Raw genomic sequence first — 17,252 nt, forward strand, 5'->3', positions numbered from 1 at the left:
ACTGACCGACTACACCCGCCTGACCGACGGCACCACCATCGTCTCCAGCATCGACGACAACCACACCGTCACCACCGTCCCCACCGGACCACTGGCCCACGCCAACCTCACCTTCGACCGACGCCTCGCCCACAAAACCAGGACCAGGAAAGAACACCAGAAGACCCGCGACCACTGGAACTACATCACCCGCCTCACCTTCCAGACCGTCGGAGCCTCCGCAATGGTCGTTGAGGAACCCATCCCCTTCTGAACCAGCAGTTACACTTCCACCATGACGTTTAACTCGAACCTGAACGGTATGGGAGGCCGGGCCTCCTCGGGCGGCAGCTCCGGTGGGTCCGGCGGTGGCTTCGGATTCGGTGGTGGCGGCGGCAACGGAGGTCGTGGCGGCGGGTTCGGCGGCATCATCGGAATGCTGTTGATGAGCAAGGTGGGACGTCGCTTCGGTATCCCCGGTATTCTCGTCGTCGCCGTGATCGCCTTCTTCGCCAGCGGTGGAACAAGCATGTTCAGCGGCGGTTCGTCGACGAACAACATGACCGGTGGGAACAATGTCTCCGCCGGTGGTTCCCTGGAGCACTGCAACACCTGGGAAGACGCCAACAACTACGACGACTGCCGCATCGAGGGTACCGCCATCTCGCTCGATGCCGTGTGGTCGCAGATCCTCCCTGACGAGACCGGGATCAGCTACAGCGAACCCGGCGTCCAGATCGGCGACGGAACCGTGAACACCGGCTGCGGCCGCGCATCCACCGCGCAGACCGGCCCGTTCTACTGCCCCGGCGACAGCACCGTCTACATCGGCGACGACTTCTTCGCCCAGCTCAAGTCCATGGGCGGCTCCGACGGCCCCTTCGCGCAGATGTACGTCGTCGCCCACGAGTTCGGCCACCACATCCAGAACCTGCAGGGCACCATCGGCCTGTCCAACTACGACGATCCCGGTGAAGACTCCAACGCCGTGAAGATGGAGCTGCAGGCCGACTGCTACGCAGGAGTGTGGGCACACCATGCCGACAACGGCGAGAACGCCATGATCGACCCCCTCAGCGACGAACAGATCGCCCAGGCCATCCGGTCTGCCCAGGCGATCGGCGATGACGCGATCCAGCAGTCGTCCGGTGGCAGCGTCAATCCGGACGCCTGGACCCACGGCTCCTCGGAGCAGCGTCAGCAGTGGTTCACCACCGGCTACTCCGAGGGCACCGTCAACTCCTGTCACCAGGAGTTCGCTCAGTAGTCACTCACCGCGGATAAGGTCTGCGGCCTTCTCCCCGATCAGCATACAGGTGATGTTCGGGTTCACTGCGGTGAGCTGCGGCATGACCGACGCATCGACCACGCGGAGGCCCTCCACCCCCTTGACCCGCAGCTGGGGGTCGAGCGGTGACATGACGTCATCCTCAGCACCCATACGTACCGAGCCGGCCGGATGGTAGACGGTGTTGTGGGTCTTGGCCACGTAGTCCGCGATATCCTCGTCGGATTGCACGTCCTCCCCCGGGAAGAGCTCACGACCGGCGTAGTCCGCCATCGCCGACTGCGCGACGATGCGGCGGGCCAACTTGATGCCCTCGACCGCGATGCGCATGTCGTAGCCCTCTTCATCGGTGAAGTACCGCGGATCGACCTTCGGCTTGTCCCGGAAATCGCAGGAGCGCAGCCGCACCGTGCCACGGGCCTTCGCGTGGGTGATGTTGGGAGTGAGACAGAACGCCTCGTCCGCGGTCGGGTACCCCTGGCGCACCGTGTGCATGTCGAAGGGCATGGAGCCGTAATGCATCATCAGGTCAGGGAGCCCGAGGCCGTCCGCCCCGTCTTCGTCGATCTTCTCGAAGATGCCGATCTCCCACCACTGCGAGGCGTCCCGCAGCATGGGGACCTTCGACTCCCAGGAGATGACCGCCTCCGGGTGGTCCTGCAGGTTCGAACCAACACCGGGGGCGTCCACCAGCACGTCGATGCCCATCTCCGTGAGGTGGTCGGCCGGGCCGATGCCGGAAAGCATGAGCAGCTTAGGGCTGTCGATCGCTCCGGCGGAGACGATCACCTCACGGTCCGCCCGCATCCTGGAGAGACGACCGAAGATATCCGCCAGATACTCGATGCCGACAGCCCGGCCGTCCTCGACGATGACGCGGGATACCTGACGGTCGGTGATGATGTCCAGGTTCTCCCGGTCCATCACCGGATGCAGGTAGGACACTGACGAGGACGCCCGGATGTTGTCGTCACTGGCGTTGATCTGGAACCAGTCGGCACCGTGGCTGACAGTCTCACCCTCGTTGAAGGGGGTGGTGGGCAGCCCCTCCTGCTCGCACGCCTCCAGCACCGCGGCACCCACCGGATCCTTCGGGGGGACCGACCGCAGGTGCACCGGGCCACCGTGACCGTGGTTGTCCCCTGCCCGGTCATTGTCCTCGATCCGGTCCCTGATCAACGGCAGGACAGACGCCGAATCCCATCCGGTCGCCCCCAGGGTCACCCAGTGGTCGAGGTCCTGAGCCGGGGTGTGGAAGGCGATGCAGGAGTTGTGTGACGAGCAGCCGCCGAGAACCTTGGCCCGGGCGTGCCGCATGAAGGAGTTGCCGTTCTCCTGCTCCTCGATCGGGTAATCCCAGTCGTACCCGGACTCCAGCAGCCCCGGCCATTCGTGGAGGTTGAGGATCTCCGGCTTGTCCACGTCGGTGGGACCGGCCTCGATGAGGGCCACGGTCACGGACGGGTCCTCGCTGAGCCGGGCGGCCACCACGGCACCGGAGGATCCTGCCCCGACGACGATGTAGTCGTAGCTTTCGCGGTTGTCACGCATGTCTTCTCCTGTCTTCTTCGCTTACTTTTCCGGGAACCAGCCGGTCACGGCGGGCTCGGTGTTCTCGTAGATGTGCTTGGCCTCCCGGTACTCTTCGAGACCGGTGTGCCCAAGTTCCCGGCCGTTGCCGGACGCCTTGAATCCGCCCCACTCGGCCTGTGGCACATACGGGTGGTAGTCGTTGATCCAGATCGTGCCGTGACGCAGCGCCCGTGAGACCCGGTGAGCGACGCCCCGGTCGGAGGTCCACACCGCGCCTGCCAGGCCGTACTCGGTGTGGTTCGCCGTGGCGACCGCCTCGGCCTCGGTGGAGAAGCTCTCCACGGTGATGACCGGGCCGAAGCCCTCCTCGATCACCGCGGGGTTATCGAGAGTGCAGTTGTCCAGCACTGTCGGTCGGTAGAAGCATCCCTTCTCCAGTTCCGGGCCACCCCAGTCGCCGCCGCAGCGCAGTGTCGCCCCTGCTTCCACACCACGCTTCACGTAGTCGGTCACCTTCGCGCGGTGCTCCTCGGAGATCAGCGGACCGGACTCGGCCTTCTCATCGAAGGGACCACCCAGGACGATGCCCTCGGCACGGCGCACGAGCTCGTCGACGAAGCGGTCCCTGATCGTGTCCTGCACGATCAGTCGGGTACCTGCCGAGCAGACCAGACCGGAATCCAGGAAACCCGCGTTGAGGGCGTTGTCCAGGGCTGCGTCGAAGTCGGCGTCCGCGAACACGATGTTCGGGTTCTTGCCACCGAGTTCGAGCGCGACCTTCTTGACCGTGTGGGACGCCACTTCGGCGATCTTCTTCCCGGTCACCAGGCCACCGGTGAAGGACACCATGTCGACGTCCGGGTGCGAGGACAGCGGCGCACCGGCCTCGGCACCGGCGCCGAGGACGAGGTTGCCGACCCCGGCCGGCAGGCCGAGCTTGTCGAGGACGTCCATGATGAGGATGGCGGTGTGCGGGGTGAGCTCCGACGGCTTGAGGACGAAGGTGCAGCCTGCCGCGATGGCCGGGGCGATCTTCCAGCTGGCCTGCAGCAACGGGAAGTTCCACGGTGTGATCATCCCGCAGACACCCACCGGTTCGTAGACGACCTGTGAGATCACCGCAGGGTTGCCGGCGTCCACGAGACGACCCGGGTGCTGGTCGGCGATCTTGCCGAAGAACCGGAAGCAGTTCATGATGTCGTCCATGTCGCCCTCGGCCTCGACCAGGCGCTTGCCGGTGTCGAGTGCCTCGGCGCGGGCGAACTCGTCCTTGCGCTCTGCCATGGCGTCGGCCACCTTCAGCAGCAGATCGCCACGTTCGGCGGCGGGGGTCGCAGACCAGGATCCCTCATCGAAGGCGAGGCGGGCGGCGGCGATCGCCTTCTCCGTGTCCGCGGCCGTCGCCTCGGAGACCACGTCCACGACCTCCCCGTCGGCGGGACAGGTCACGGTACGTGTCCCTCCGTCGGAGGACGCCACCCACTTCCCGTCGATGTAGAGACTCTGCGGTGCAGCGGTGTCACTCATTCTTCGTTCCTTTCCGTATCTTCGTCGTCGTCGATCCACAGGTCAGGGGCGGGCACCTGGGTGTCCCCGGTGGGTGTCCCCCTGTCCCCGGTGAGGGACATGTACTCGAGATGGGCGTCATAGGCGTCCAGCACGTCGGCGATGACCTGCTCCTTGGTGTAGCCGAGGATGTCGTGGCCCCGGGAGCCGGTGGCCGAGAATATCTCCAGGGTGAAGTACGTGTCCTCGTCCACGTTGAGGTTCACCGCGAAGTTCGGCACCTGGCACGCCACCGGGTAGGCCTCGTACTTGAACTCGTCCTGTCCGGGGAAGGTGACCACCAGATCCACGAAACTGATCGGGTAGTCGGGGTGGGTCCCCCGGTGGCAGGACACGTCCAGGCCCAGTCCGGTGAGTTCCTCGGCCACCTCCTCGATCGCCGGGGCCGCGACGGTCTCGAGGTACCTCTCGGTGTCAGTGGCGGAGGGGAAGCTCATCCTCCGGCGCAGTCGCCGGCGCCACGCCTGACGTGCCGGGGCGGCCCCACCGGTCCGGTCCATCAGCGCCCCGACCCGGGAGAGCTCGCGGGAGTCCAGCGAGTGCTTCTCCGCCTCGAGGACGCGCCACACACTCAGCATGAGCAGGTACATCACGAAAGCGAACGGCAGTCCGATGAGCACCGTCGCCGACTGCAGCGTGTACACACCTCCGATCAGCAGCATCACCAGCGTCAGTGCACCGGTGATCACCGCCCACACGATGCGCAGCCACGGCGGACCGTCCGAGTCCTCCACCGAGGGTTTGGAGGTCATGTTCGCCATCACCAGGGAACCGGAGTCCGCAGAGGTGACGTAGAACAGCAGACCGGTGACGACCGCCAACGCGACGGCGAAGGTGGCGCCGGGGTACTGCTGGAGCAACAGGAAGAAGCCGGACTCGGGGGTGTCCACGGCGGTATTGAGGAACTCCTCGTCACCGTCACGGAAGAACCCGAGCGCGGCGTTGCCGAAGATGGAGATCCACATCGCGATGAAGGCGAAGGGGATGACCAGGACGCCGAGCACGAACTGGCGGATGGTGCGTCCCCGGGAGATGCGGGCGAGGAACAGTCCGACGAACGGTGCCCAGGCAATCCACCATGCCCAGAAGAACAGCGTCCAGTCGGACATCCAGTCCTGGGACGCGTAGTCCGTCTCGCCGTCGGTGTAGGCGAAGGTGTTCATCATCATCGACGGGAACCGGGCGACGAAGTCGCCGATGTTCTGGACGAGGGCGTTGAGCAGCTCCCCGGTCCGGCCCATGACCACGATCCACACCATGAGGACGACCGCGAGCCACACATTGAGCTCGGAGAGCCGGCGGATGCCCTTGTCCACACCGGAGACGGTGGACAGGATGGTGATGAACACGGACAGGCAGATCAGGGCGACCTGGATGCCGGTGTTGGTCGGGACCCCGAAGAGTTCGGACAGGCCGTAGTTGATGAAGACCACGCCGATACCCAACGACACCGCGATACCGAAGGCGGTGCCGATGGACGCCGCGATCTCCACGGCGTGACCCGGGGCGCCCTTGATGCGGCGTCCGAAGACCGGGGCGAGCGCGGAACGGATGCTCAGCGGCATGTGGTAACGGTAGGCGAACAGGCCGAAGGCCATTCCCATCAGCGCGTACATCGCCCAACCCGGAATGCCGTAGTGGAACATGGTCCACAGCGGGGCCATCCGGGCCGCTTCGTCGGAGACCGCCGCCCCCTCCGGCGGGGTGAGGTAGTTGGTGGCCGGGCCGGAGATGCCGAAGAACATGAGGTCCACCCCGATACCGGCGGCGAAGAGCATCGCTCCCCAGGTGAACAGACCGAACCTCGGCTGTGAATGGTCCGGGCCGATCTTCGTGTTACCGGTGCGCCGGAAGGCGACCACCAGGACGAAGACGACGACCACGCCGGCGGTGAGGACGTAGAACCAGCCGAGATTGGTGGAGATCCAGTCCTTGACGTTGTTGATGACCGTGTCGGCGGAGTCCGGGGCAAGCCAGGCCCAGAGGACGAACGCGACGATGATGCCGGCGGCGGTACCGAAGACCGGCCAGTTGACTTCCGAGTCGACGTGTTTCTTCTCAGGTGTGTCCGGTCTCCCGGTGTTCTGTTGTTCGCTCACAGGCATTCCCTCTCTCAGACGGACGTCAGTTGATCGATACAGAAATCCACCGTAGCCCAACAGAAAAACCGGCGACGGGGACGGGGTTTTCTTCCCCTGTCCGCCGCGCCGGTTCACGGCCGTCGGAGCGTGTCGTCGGTGCCGTCAGTGGGACCCGGTACCGACCGCCCTGCCCACCGCCTCAATGACGTCCTGCAACGCGACCTCGTGCTGGTCGCGGGAGGACAGGTCGCGCAGCACCACGGTGCCCTCGGCGAGCTCCTGCTCACCGAGGACCAGCGCGAACCGGGCACCGGCACGGTCTGCCCCCTTCATCGCGCCCTTGAGCCCGCGGTCGCCGTAGGACATGTCGGCGGAGACACCGGCCCGGCGCAGCTTGTCGATGATCACCGCGAGCTTCTTCTTGGCGGCCACGCCCATGGGGACGCCGTAGACGTCCACGCGGCGTCCGGAGGTCGGGGTGACACCCTCGGCGGCCAGGGCGAGCACGGTGCGGTCCACGCCGAGGCCGAAGCCGATACCGGAGAGGTCCTGGCCGCCGAGCTGGGCCATGAGACCGTCGTACCGTCCGCCGCCACCGATGCCGGACTGGGCGCCGAGACCGTCATGGACGAACTCGAAACAGGTCTTGGTGTAGTAGTCGAGGCCACGGACCAGACGCGGGTTGAGGACGTACTCCACACCCATGTCGTCGAGAAGACCGGTGACGGTGTCGAAGTGCTCACGGCAGTTGTTGCAGAGGTGGTCCGGCATCAGCGGTGCGTCCACCAGGAGCTCCCGGACCTCCGGACGCTTGTCGTCGAGGACCCGCAGCGGGTTGATCTCCGCCCGCTGACGGGTCTCCTCGTCGAGCGGGAGGGCGAAGAGGAAGTCCTGCAGCGTCTTCCGGTAGGCCGGACGGCAGTTGTCGTCGCCGAGGCTGGTCAGTTCCAGGCGGTAGCCGGTGAGCCCCAGGGCGCGGAAGCAACGGTCCGCCAGGCCGACGACCTCGGCGTCCAGCGCGGGATCGTCGACTCCGATGGCCTCCACACCGACCTGCTGGAGCTGACGGTACCGGCCGGCCTGCGGACGCTCGTAACGGAAGAACGGGCCCGAGTAGGTCAGCTTCACCGGCAGCTGGCCGCGGTCGAGGTTGTGCTCGATCACCGCACGCATCACACCGGCGGTGCCCTCGGGACGCAGGGTGACCGAGCGGCCGCCACGGTCCTCGAAGGTGTACATCTCCTTGGAGACGACGTCGGTGGACTCGCCGACACCGCGGGCGAACAGGGCGGTCTCCTCGAAGACCGGCAGTTCGATGTGACCGTAACCCGAGTTGTGGATCACCGTCTCGAAGGTGCTTCGCACCGCATGGAAGTCGACGGATGCCGGCGGCACGTAGTCGGGCACACCCTTCGGGGCGGCAAACGGCTGGATCTTCGCACTCTTCTCGGTGTCACTCACGGGGTCACAGTATACCCTGCAGAAAACCATTGCTCTGCAGCTCCCTGGCGATGGTGGTCGAGGGGCCGTGACCCGGGTAGACGGTGTCGGTGCCGGTGAAGTTCTCCGGGATCCGCTGCAGGCTGGCCAGCATGGCATGCGGATCGGACAGCGGCAGGTCGGTGCGTCCGATTCCACCGTTGAACAGCACGTCGCCGCCGAGAACAGTGCCGTCGGCGCCACGGAACATCACACAGCCGGGCGAATGACCGGGCATGTGGAAGGCCGTGAACGTCACACCTGCCAGGGTCAGCTCGTCCCCCTCCGCCACGTGCTCCGGCGTGGCCGGGACGTCCATGTGGACGGTGTCGTGCATCTCGCCGAGCGGTCCCATGGCGTCCAGCATCTCCCGGGTCAACCACGGCAGATCCGCGTGATGCATGTAGGTGGGGACGCCGTACTCATGCTGCAGCTCCGGGAGGTCCCGGACATGGTCGATGTGGCCGTGGGTCAACACGATCTGCTCGACCGTCAGACCGAGTTCCTGCACCTTCGCCCGGACGAGGAGCGCGGCCCCCATTCCGGGGTCTATGACGGTCGCCCGGGAACCGTCATGGATGACCAGGCAGTTCGTGTCCAACGGTCCGGTAGGGAGCACAACGATCGACAGTTCATTCATGCAGCCCGACTGTACCGTCACCTGCACCGTCCCTGTCACAGTCAGGTGTGGAACAATGGGCCGTTGTCCCGATCCTCAGCGATCATCCCAGCGAAAGAGAGGCCCGGAGCGTTGTCCGACAACTCCGCCCGCCGCGATGCGGCACTGAAGAACCTCGACAAGGAACTGAAGTCCCGGTCCCGCCGGGACAAGATGCGTCCCCTGGGGGTCGTCCTGGCCACCGTGGTGGTGCTCGTCGTCATCGTCGGCGGCATCTGGTTCGCCGTCACCCGCGACAACAGTGAGGACGAGAACGTCGCCGAGGATACGACGGCCGCCGAGGAGACTCCGATGGAGACCTCCGGTCCGTACACCGGCACCGGTGACGCCGCCAAGGAGGTCTCGCTCCCCGACGGCGAGAACATTCCGCAGGAAGGTACGACCGACGTGACCCTGCACACCACGGCAGGTGACATCGGCATCACCCTGAACCACGAACAGGCCCCGACGGCGGCATTCGCCATCCAGCACCTGGTCGAGTCCGGCTTCTACGATGACACCATCTGCCACCGCGTGGTCGTCTCCGACGGAATGAAGATCCTCCAGTGCGGCGACCCCTCCGGTCAGGGTTCCGGCGGCCCCGGCTTCTCCTTCCCCGACGAGTACCCCGTCGGTGACGAGGACGCCGGTGACGGCCTCTACACCCGTGGCGTCCTCGCCATGGCCAACAGCGGCCCGGACACCAACGGCTCGCAGTTCTTCCTCGTCGACGACGATTCGCAGCTGACCAACGACTACACCATCTTCGGTTCCATCTCCGAGGACGGACTGGCCACGCTCGACAAGATCATCGAGGAGAACGCGGACACCGAGGGTGCCGACGGTAACGGCGGACAGCCTGACCCGGAGGTCCGGATCACCTCCGCCACAGTCGAGGACTGACCCTCCCCACAACGAAATCCTCACCTCCATGAGGTGAGGATTCTTCTGTGCCGGGAGTGCGGTCCGACCTATCCCCCGGTCGTCACGCGGTAGACGTCGAAGACCCCCTCGACGTTGCGCAGCTGGTTCATCAGGTATCCCAGCTGCTTGATGTCGGAGACCTCGAAGGTGAAGCGGCACACCGCCACCCGGTCCTCCGAGACATGCGTGCTTGTCGCCGTGATCGGGACCTTCTGCTCGCTGACCACGCGGGTCACCTCGGACAGCAGACCGGTACGGTCCAGGCCCTCGATCTGCAGCGTCACCATGAACACGGCGTTGGCGACATTGGACGCCCACTCCACCTCGATGAGCCGCTCCGGTTCGGCGTGCAGCTTCTCCGAGTTCGTGCAGTCGGTCCGGTGCACCGAGACTCCCCCACCCTTGGTGATGAAGCCGAAGATCTCGTCGCCGGGCACCGGGGTACAGCACTTCGCCAGCTTCGCCGAGAAGTCGGCATTGCCCTGGACCAGGATGCCGGATCCGTCACCACGGCCCGACTTCACCGCCTGCTGCGGGGTCGTGTGCCGCTGACGGGTCACCGGCGGCTGCGGGATGTCGTCGACGTCCTCGGTCTCGTCGCCCTGGTAGATCTCCTTGAGCAGGTTCATCACATGGCCGGCGGTCTCCCCACCCGAGCCGATGGCGTTGTAGAGGTCGTCGACGTTCTCGCGGTGCAGGGATGTCGCCACGGTCTTCAGTGCCTCGGCGGTCACCAGGCGCTGCAACGGGATGCCGGTGCGCTGCGCCTCATGGGCCAGCGCGTCGCGACCCTTCTCCAGGGACTCCTCACGACGCTCCTTGTTGAACCACGCGCGGATCTTGTTCTTGGCGCGCGGGGAGACGACGATCTTCTCCCAGTCCTTCGACGGGCCCGCGTGGGCGTCCTTCGAGGTGAAGACCTCGACCTTGTCGCCGGTGTTCAGCGGGGTCTCCAGAGCGACCAGCTTGCCGTTGACCTTCGCGCCGATACAGCGGTGACCGACCTCGGTGTGTACCGCATAGGCGAAGTCGATGGCCGTGGAACCGGCCGGCAGGGTGATCGCGTCCCCCTTCGGGGTGAAGGCGAAGATCTGGTTGGTGGACAGGTCGTAGCGCAGCGAGTCGAGGAACTCGTTGGGGTCCGCCGCCTCCTTCTGCCAGTCGAGCAGCTGACGCATCCACGCCATCTGGTCGACCTCGGCGTTGTCCCCCTTGTGGGAGCCCTTGGTCTCCTTGTAACGCCAGTGTGCGGCGATGCCGTACTCCGCCTGGTAGTGCATCTCGTGGGTACGGATCTGCACCTCCAGGGCCTTGGCGTCCGGCCCGAGCACCGTGGTGTGCAGGGAGCGGTAGACGCCGAAGCGCGGCTGGGAGATGTAGTCCTTGAAACGGCCAGGCATCGGCTGGTAGAGCGAGTGCACGGCACCCACGGCGGCGTAGCAGTCCTTGACGTCGTCGACGAGGATGCGGATACCGACCAGGTCGAAGATCTCGTCGAAGTCGCGTCCCCGCACGATCATCTTCTGGTAGATCGACCAGTAGTGCTTCGGGCGGCCGACGACGTCGGCGACGATGTGGGCGTCCCGCATCGTCGACCCGATCTCGTCGATGACCTTGGCGAGATACTGGTCACGCTTCGGTGCCCGGTCGGCGACGAGGCGGACGATCTCGTCGTACTTCTTCGGGTAGAGGATCGCGAAGGAGAGGTCCTCGAGTTCCCACTTGATCGTGGCCATACCCAGGCGGTGTGCGAGCGGGGCGATGACCTCCAGGGTCTGCCGGGCCTTCTTCGCCTGCTTCTCCGGCGGCAGGAAGCGCATGGTGCGCATGTTGTGCAGCCGGTCGGCGACCTTGATCACGAGTACGCGGGGATCGTGCGCCATCGCCACGATCATCTTGCGGATCGTCTCGGCCTCGGCCGCCGATCCGAGAGCGACCTTGTCCAGTTTCGTCACACCGTCGACGAGCAGGGCGACCTCCGGGCCGAAGTCGCGGGTGAGGTCGTCGAGGGAGTAGTCGGTGTCCTCGACCGTGTCATGGAGCAGCGCGGCGACCAGGGTGGTGGTGTCCATGCCGATCTCGGCGGCGATGTTCGCGACCGCCAGCGGGTGGGTGATGTACGGCTCCCCCGATTTCCGCAGCACCCCCTCGTGCAGCTTCTCGGCGATGGTGTAGGCACGGTCGAGAAGCTCGATGTCCGCCTTCGGATGGTACCGGCGGTGCACCGCGATCAGCGGTCCCAGCACCGGATTGATGCGGCTCTTTCCTGTGAGGCTTCGCGCGATCCGCGCGGCCATCCACAGCGAGTTCTTCTCGTTACTCATGCCTCACCGTATCTCTCCCGGGGTGTCACCCCGACGGTCGTGCGCCCGTGTGTGCTGTAAGCCTACCGTCCGGCGGCGACGACGTAGAGCGGTAGGTCACTGAAGCGCTCCCGACCGTTGAGCTCCTCGACCTCCAGTGCTACGGCCACACCACAGACTTCCCCACCTGCCCGTTCGATGAGGCGGCGGGACGCGGCGAGAGTTCCCCCGGTGGCGAGGACATCATCGACGAGCAGGACGCGCTTGCCGGTGAGATCGAGGCCCTCAGCCGGGATCTCGAGGGCGGCGGAGCCGTACTCCAGGGCATATTCCTCGTGGAGCACCGGCGGGGGCAGTTTGCCTGCCTTGCGCACCGCGAGGATGCCGACACCGAGTTCCACGGCCACCGCGGAACCGAGGAGGAAGCCACGGGCGTCGAGTCCTCCGACCAGGTCTGCACGGAACGGTCCACAGGCGTCGGCGAGGTCGTTGACGATGAGCCGGAAGCCGTGGGCGTCCGCCAGCACCGGAGTGAGATCCTGGAAGACGATCCCGGGCGCCGGGTAGTCGGCCACGAACCGTGTGAGTCTCTTCAACGCCCAGCGGGCATCGGCCCCGGCAGGAATCTCAGGGGTGTCGGGGTCGGTCACTGGTTCTCCTCGGTATCGTCAGGTTCGTCCGGTTCTTCACTGCGTGGGTGGTCGGTCGAGGTCCAGCGGTCCATGTTCCAGCTCATCCCCGGCTCCAGTCCGGAATCGGAGACCCCGCTCACGCTCGACGCGGTGACCGTCAGCCGCGGTTCCACCACCAGCGGAACCGTGGAGGCGTCGTCGGCCAGCTGGCTCTCCGCCTGGGAGATCGTTCCGACCCGTGACACCGGCGACGCTGTGACCTGGGGGTTCCGGTTGTAGGGCGTCCGGGTGTCGAGCAGGGCGTCGACATCGGTACCCAGCACCCCCGGGGTCTGGAGTGCTGCAGCATCCAGCGGGACGGTTTCGACGGTCACTCCGGCGTCGGCGCAGGACGCGGTGAGTGCTTCGGCGACGGCCTCGTGACGGGTCTGCCCTCTGAGGTAGCCGATCCGGACCGTGGTGCCGTCGAGGGTGTCCTTCGCGGCCTGCACGTCGCGGGCGCCGAGACGTCCGGCGAGATCCTCCAGGGCGCCGGCGGCGGGACTGCCCGCGGTCGCGATCCGCAGCGCATGGGGCGCGACGCTCGCACCGGTGGTGGTCCTGACGGCGTCGACGACAGCGTTGCGGTCGATGCAGGACGCGAAGGCCCGGCGGTTGTCGGCGGTGGCGAAGATGCCCTCGTCCGACAGCGTCAGCCCGTCAGTGCGCACACCGGAGGACCGGACCACGGCCAACCCGGCGTCATTGAGTTCGGGGTCCGCCGGGCCACCGGCGAGGACTGCCGCGTCAGTGACCTCCGCAGTTCCGTCGAGGGCCCTGGTGAGGTCTCCCCCGCCGCGCACCGTGATGCGGTCGAGGCCGGGACGGTCACCGTGCCACTCGGGGTTGCGGGTCAGCACCAGGGACGGGCCCACGTCACCCTCGTTCCCGTCGGCGTCGTCCCCGAGTGACTCGATGGCGAACGGACCGGAGGTCGGGACCGTCGCCGGATCCGTGGCCGAGAGATCGAAGGTGCTGGTCCATGCCTCCCCCAGAGCGGCGAGTGCGTCCTCGTCACCGTTGTCCACCGCGTCGACGACGCTGTCGACATGCGCATGCTCGGCGATGGTGTGCGAGGGCAGGACCTCGCCGGCGCCGAAGATCTCACGGTAGCGCTGACCGAAGCCGCGGTCGAAGGTGACACGGAACTCCTTCGCTCCCGGAGAGCAGTCGAGACTGCTGATCCTCGACGTCAGACCGAGATCGGAGGCGAAGAGGTCGGTACGGTCCGCAGCAGTCGCGGTCAGCAGGAAGTCGTCACACACCACCGGCGCGCCGTCGGAGTAGTCCGCGTCCTCGGCGAGGACGTAGTCGACCACGTCCGGGTTCTCCGGATCGGGGGTCACGGTCACCAGATCGGAGTTCGGCAGCAGGCGTCCACCCGGGCCCGGGAGGTACGCCCCCGGGTAGATACGGGCGGAGAGCTTCGCCGCATCTGCGGCGACGCCCAGTGTGCTCCCCGCATTGGTCGTGAGCAGCTGCTCGTCGAGGACGTAGGTGAGGCCGTGATCCGGTTCACCGTCGTCACCGGGGCCGGAGCAGGCTGTGAGGCTGACAGTGGTGACGGTGGCCACGGTCGCCACGGTCGCCACAGTCGCGACGAGGACGCCACGGGCGGTGGATCTGCGGGAAGTTCGCACGGTGTCTCCCGTCCCCTACATTCCCGGGCGCCAGGACCGGCCGCTCTCACGGTCGTTGTTCGTGGGCCGCGAGATGGTGCGCTGCGGGGCGTCGTCATCGGAGGTGTCGGTAGCGGTGGATTCCGGGGACTCCGTGGTCTCCGCAGACTCAGCGCCGGTGGTCAGCGGGGGCACTGCAGCGGTGGTGACGGTGACCGGCACCGTCTCATCGGTCGGAGCCGCGGGGCCACCGGCGACACCGAGTTCACGGGCCCGGGCGACCTTCTCGTCGTGCTCCCGGTAGCGCTTCTGGAAGGACTTCAGCGTCACCAGCAGAGGAGCGGAGAAGTAGATCGAACTGATCGTACCGGCGATGACACCGGCGAGCTGGACCAGCGCGAGGTCCTTGAGCGTGCCGACACCCATCAGCCAGACAGCGACCACGAGCAGGGCGGCGATCGGGATCACCGAGAACAACGAGGTGTTCAGCGAACGCATGATGGTCTGGTTCGTCGCCAGGTTCACCTGTTCGCCGTAGGTCGACCGTGTCGAACTCAACACGTCCTGTGTGTTCTCGTGGACCTTGTCGAAGACGATCACCGTGTCATACAGCGAGTAGGCGAGAATCGTCAGCAGACCGATGACGGTCGCCGGCGACACCTCGAAGCCGACCAGCGAGTAGACACCGGCGACGACGATGCCGTCGAGCAGCAGGCTGACGATGGCCGAGATGGCCATGTCCCGCTCCAGACGGATGGAGATGTAGACGAAGACCACGGCGAGGAAGATCACCATGCCGAGGAGCATCCGCTGGGTGATCGACGCACCCCAGGACTCGGAGACGGTCGAGTCGCTGATCGCGTCCGGGCTGGCGGTGCCGGAGTTGTCCTCCGGGGCGAACTCGTCGAACAGGGCGACCCGGGCGTCCCGGATCTGGTCGTCGGACAGTCGCTCGGCGGTGATCTCGATGACGCGGGAGTCACCGGAGCCGACGGTCTGGGTGGACTGGGGCGCGATGCCCGTGGCGTCCTCGAAGGTCTCGGAGACCGAGGACTCGGTCGCACCGTTGGCCGGCGGCATGGTCATCTTGGTGCCGCCCTCGAAGTCGATGCCGAGGGTGAACCCCTTGATCGCGATGATGAGGACGCAGGCCAGGGTGACCAGGGCGTAGATCCAGTACCAACGGCGTCGGGTGTCGACGATGCGGAAACCACCCTCGCCGTTGTACATGCGTTCCATGAACCCGGCGGGCTTGAGTGTCGAGGTGTCTCCCATGGTCACTTCTCCTCTCCGGTGGTCGGGACGTCGGCATCGGCATCACCTGGCGGCGTGTCTGTCTCAGCCGCACTCTCGGCGGGCCCACTTTCCCCGGAGACGGCCGCCCGGGAGGCCTCATCCCGGGCCTGACGCCGGTCAGCGGCGCGGAACGCGGAGTGCAGACCGTTGAGTTTCGGGTTGGAGAAGGCCTCCCGACGGGACACGAGGATCACCAGCGGTGCGGTGACCAGGAAGGCGATGACGACATCGAAGACGGTGGTCAGACCCAGGGTGAAGGCGAAGCCCTTGACGTTGCCGACGGCCACGAAGTACAGCACGAGAGACGCCACCAGGGAGACCACGTTACCGGTGATGATCGTCGCCCGCGCGCGCTTCCATGCCCGCGGTACCGCGGATCTGAAGGTGGAGCCCTTGTGGATCTCGTCCTTGATGCGTTCGAAGTAGACGACGAAGGAGTCCGCGGTGGTGCCGATACCGATGATAAGACCGGCGATACCGGCGAGGTCGAGACTGTAGTCGATCCACCTGCCCAGCAGGACCAGGCCGCCGTAGATGAGGATACCCGAGGTCACCAGCGACGCCAGGGCGATGAGGCCGAGGCCGCGGTAGTAGGCCAACGCGTACAGGGCGACGATGATGAGACCGATGATGCCGGCGATGAGACCGGCCTTCAGTGAGGCCTCGCCCATGGAGGCGGAGATCGTCTCGGCGGTGCCGCCCTTTTCGCCGTTCTCACCGGTGAAGCTCAGCGGCAGAGCACCGTACTTCAGGTTGTTGGCGAGATCCTTGGCCTCCTTCTCAGTGAAGTCACCCGTGATCTGGGTGCCCTGTCCGACCGGGGTGGCGCTCTGGATCGTCGGTGCCGACAGCACCTGGCTGTCGAGGGTGATGGCGATCTGCTGGTTGAGGTACTCGTTGGTCAGGTCTGCCCAGGTCTCGCTGCCCGGATTCTCCTCACCCTGCTTGAAGCCGAAGGTGACGACCATCTGACCGGTCTGGTTGTCCAGACCGCCGAAGATGTTGGAGTTCGGGTCGATCATGTCGCCGGTCATACGGCGGGCGTCAGGACCGTCAGTCTCCCCCTTGAGCAGCGGGGCCGCGTCGAGCAGGATCGGCGCGCCGGTGTCGCTGCAGGTGACCAGCGGCTTGGCCGGGTCATCGGCACCTGCCAGAGGGTCGTCCGGGTCATCGCAGGTCAGCAGCAGGGCTGCGGCGTTCTGGGTGTTGGGGTCCTCGGACTGCCGGTCGGCCTTGAGGACATCCACGGTCGTGTTCCGCTGCTCGGTCTCCTCGATGGAGTTGGCCGGAGCTGCAGGAGCCTCCGCCGTGACCGTCGGTGCCTTGTCAGGCGCGTTGAACTCGCTGTCCTTGAAATTCTCGGTCGCCTCGCTGAGCTTGGCGTTCGCCTCGTCGACGGTGAGGACGCCGTTCCCGACCCAGCGGTCGGCCATCTCGGTGAGACTGTCGAAGAGGTTCTCGTCCGGTGCCTGACCGCCGGTCACCGGACGGAACAGCAGCTGGGAGGTCTGACCGAGGGAGCGCGCCTGGGAGGAGTCGTCGCCGGGCACGGTGATCACCAGGGTGTCACCGTCGGTGACGACCTGGGCACCGGAGACCCCCATGCCGTTGACGCGGTTCTCGAGGATCTTACGTGCCTGGTCAAGCTGGGATCCCGAGGGCTTGTCGCCCTGGGGGACAAGAGTGACCCGGGTTCCGCCCTGCAGATCGATACCGAGTTTCGGTTCGGCCTTCTTGTCTCCGGTGAGGAAGACGAAGCTGTACATGACGACCACGAGGGCGAGGAAGATCAGCAGGGCCCGTACGGGCCACTTTCTCGCCCGGGCAGCTGCTGCACCCGTTGAGCTCACGCTTG

The 17,252-nt window shown here is 66.2% G+C and carries 12 protein-coding genes and 1 pseudogene; 3 read left to right on the forward strand and 10 right to left on the reverse strand.

Translation table 11 applies throughout. From position 1 onward, the window contains the following. Positions 1-253, forward strand: a pseudogene (locus tag Q0A27_RS08205) (hypothetical protein); the annotation flags it as partial. 21 nt (positions 254-274) lie between these two features. Then, a complete protein-coding gene (locus Q0A27_RS08210) occupies positions 275-1,246 on the forward strand; it encodes a neutral zinc metallopeptidase (protein ID WP_291474574.1) in 972 nt (323 codons plus the stop codon). Here Q0A27_RS08210 and Q0A27_RS08215 read toward each other — a convergent pair whose 3' ends face one another. The 5 genes from Q0A27_RS08215 to Q0A27_RS08235 all read right to left on the reverse strand — a co-directional run bounded on the left by Q0A27_RS08215 (position 1,247) and on the right by Q0A27_RS08235 (position 8,566). Continuing rightward, positions 1,247-2,818, reverse strand: coding sequence for a GMC family oxidoreductase (locus Q0A27_RS08215; RefSeq protein WP_291474575.1), 1,572 nt, complete (start codon positions 2,816-2,818; stop codon positions 1,247-1,249). Between the two features lie 21 nt (positions 2,819-2,839). Continuing rightward, on the reverse strand, positions 2,840-4,327 hold the full coding sequence (locus Q0A27_RS08220; protein ID WP_291474576.1) for an aldehyde dehydrogenase family protein: 1,488 nt from the start codon (positions 4,325-4,327) through the stop codon (positions 2,840-2,842). After that, positions 4,324-6,465: a choline BCCT transporter BetT gene (gene betT / locus Q0A27_RS08225; RefSeq protein WP_291474577.1), complete on the reverse strand. Its 2,142-nt coding sequence runs from the start codon at positions 6,463-6,465 to the stop codon at positions 4,324-4,326. The genes Q0A27_RS08220 and betT overlap by 4 nt, the downstream gene beginning before the upstream one ends. Before the next feature lie 144 nt (positions 6,466-6,609). After that, complete coding sequence (gene hisS / locus Q0A27_RS08230) at positions 6,610-7,908, reverse strand: histidine--tRNA ligase (RefSeq protein WP_291474578.1); 1,299 nt, start codon at positions 7,906-7,908, stop codon at positions 6,610-6,612. A gap of 4 nt (positions 7,909-7,912) precedes the next feature. Further along, a complete protein-coding gene (locus tag Q0A27_RS08235) occupies positions 7,913-8,566 on the reverse strand; it encodes an MBL fold metallo-hydrolase (RefSeq protein ID WP_291474579.1) in 654 nt (217 codons plus the stop codon). Between the two features lie 111 nt (positions 8,567-8,677). Between Q0A27_RS08235 and Q0A27_RS08240 the strand changes: the two genes are divergently transcribed. Beyond that, positions 8,678-9,487 carry a peptidylprolyl isomerase gene (locus tag Q0A27_RS08240; protein WP_291474580.1) on the forward strand — a complete coding sequence of 270 codons (810 nt, stop codon included), beginning with the start codon at positions 8,678-8,680 and terminating at the stop codon, positions 9,485-9,487. A gap of 68 nt (positions 9,488-9,555) precedes the next feature. Here Q0A27_RS08240 and Q0A27_RS08245 read toward each other — a convergent pair whose 3' ends face one another. The 5 genes from Q0A27_RS08245 to secD form a co-directional block, all read right to left on the reverse strand. Continuing rightward, a complete protein-coding gene (locus Q0A27_RS08245) occupies positions 9,556-11,832 on the reverse strand; it encodes a bifunctional (p)ppGpp synthetase/guanosine-3',5'-bis(diphosphate) 3'-pyrophosphohydrolase (protein ID WP_291474581.1) in 2,277 nt (758 codons plus the stop codon). A 62-nt stretch (positions 11,833-11,894) separates the two neighbouring features. Further along, on the reverse strand, positions 11,895-12,461 hold the full coding sequence (locus Q0A27_RS08250; protein ID WP_291474582.1) for an adenine phosphoribosyltransferase: 567 nt from the start codon (positions 12,459-12,461) through the stop codon (positions 11,895-11,897). After that, entirely contained in the window at positions 12,458-14,122 is a 1,665-nt protein-coding gene (locus Q0A27_RS08255; RefSeq protein WP_291474583.1) for an ABC transporter substrate-binding protein, read from the reverse strand. Before Q0A27_RS08255 ends, Q0A27_RS08250 begins: the two co-directional genes overlap by 4 nt. 15 nt (positions 14,123-14,137) lie before the next feature. Further along, positions 14,138-15,376: a protein translocase subunit SecF gene (gene secF, locus Q0A27_RS08260; RefSeq protein WP_291474584.1), complete on the reverse strand. Its 1,239-nt coding sequence runs from the start codon at positions 15,374-15,376 to the stop codon at positions 14,138-14,140. A gap of 2 nt (positions 15,377-15,378) precedes the next feature. Further along, complete coding sequence (gene secD, locus Q0A27_RS08265; RefSeq protein ID WP_291474585.1) at positions 15,379-17,247, reverse strand: protein translocase subunit SecD; 1,869 nt, start codon at positions 17,245-17,247, stop codon at positions 15,379-15,381. Between the last annotated feature and the right edge of the window lie 5 nt (positions 17,248-17,252).

The sequence above is a fragment of the Corynebacterium sp. genome (genome assembly GCF_022712275.1).
In the GTDB taxonomy this organism is placed as follows: domain Bacteria; phylum Actinomycetota; class Actinomycetes; order Mycobacteriales; family Mycobacteriaceae; genus Corynebacterium.

Coding starts and splice junctions, on each gene's coding strand:
- Q0A27_RS08210 (WP_291474574.1), top strand. CDS start 275: ATGACGTTTAACTCGAACCTGAACGGTATGGGAGGCCGGGCCTCCTCG.
- Q0A27_RS08215 (WP_291474575.1), bottom strand. CDS start 2,818: ATGCGTGACAACCGCGAAAGCTACGACTACATCGTCGTCGGGGCAGGA.
- Q0A27_RS08220 (WP_291474576.1), bottom strand. CDS start 4,327: ATGAGTGACACCGCTGCACCGCAGAGTCTCTACATCGACGGGAAGTGG.
- Q0A27_RS08235 (WP_291474579.1), bottom strand. CDS start 8,566: ATGAATGAACTGTCGATCGTTGTGCTCCCTACCGGACCGTTGGACACG.
- Q0A27_RS08245 (WP_291474581.1), bottom strand. CDS start 11,832: ATGAGTAACGAGAAGAACTCGCTGTGGATGGCCGCGCGGATCGCGCGA.
- secF (WP_291474584.1), bottom strand. CDS start 15,376: ATGGGAGACACCTCGACACTCAAGCCCGCCGGGTTCATGGAACGCATG.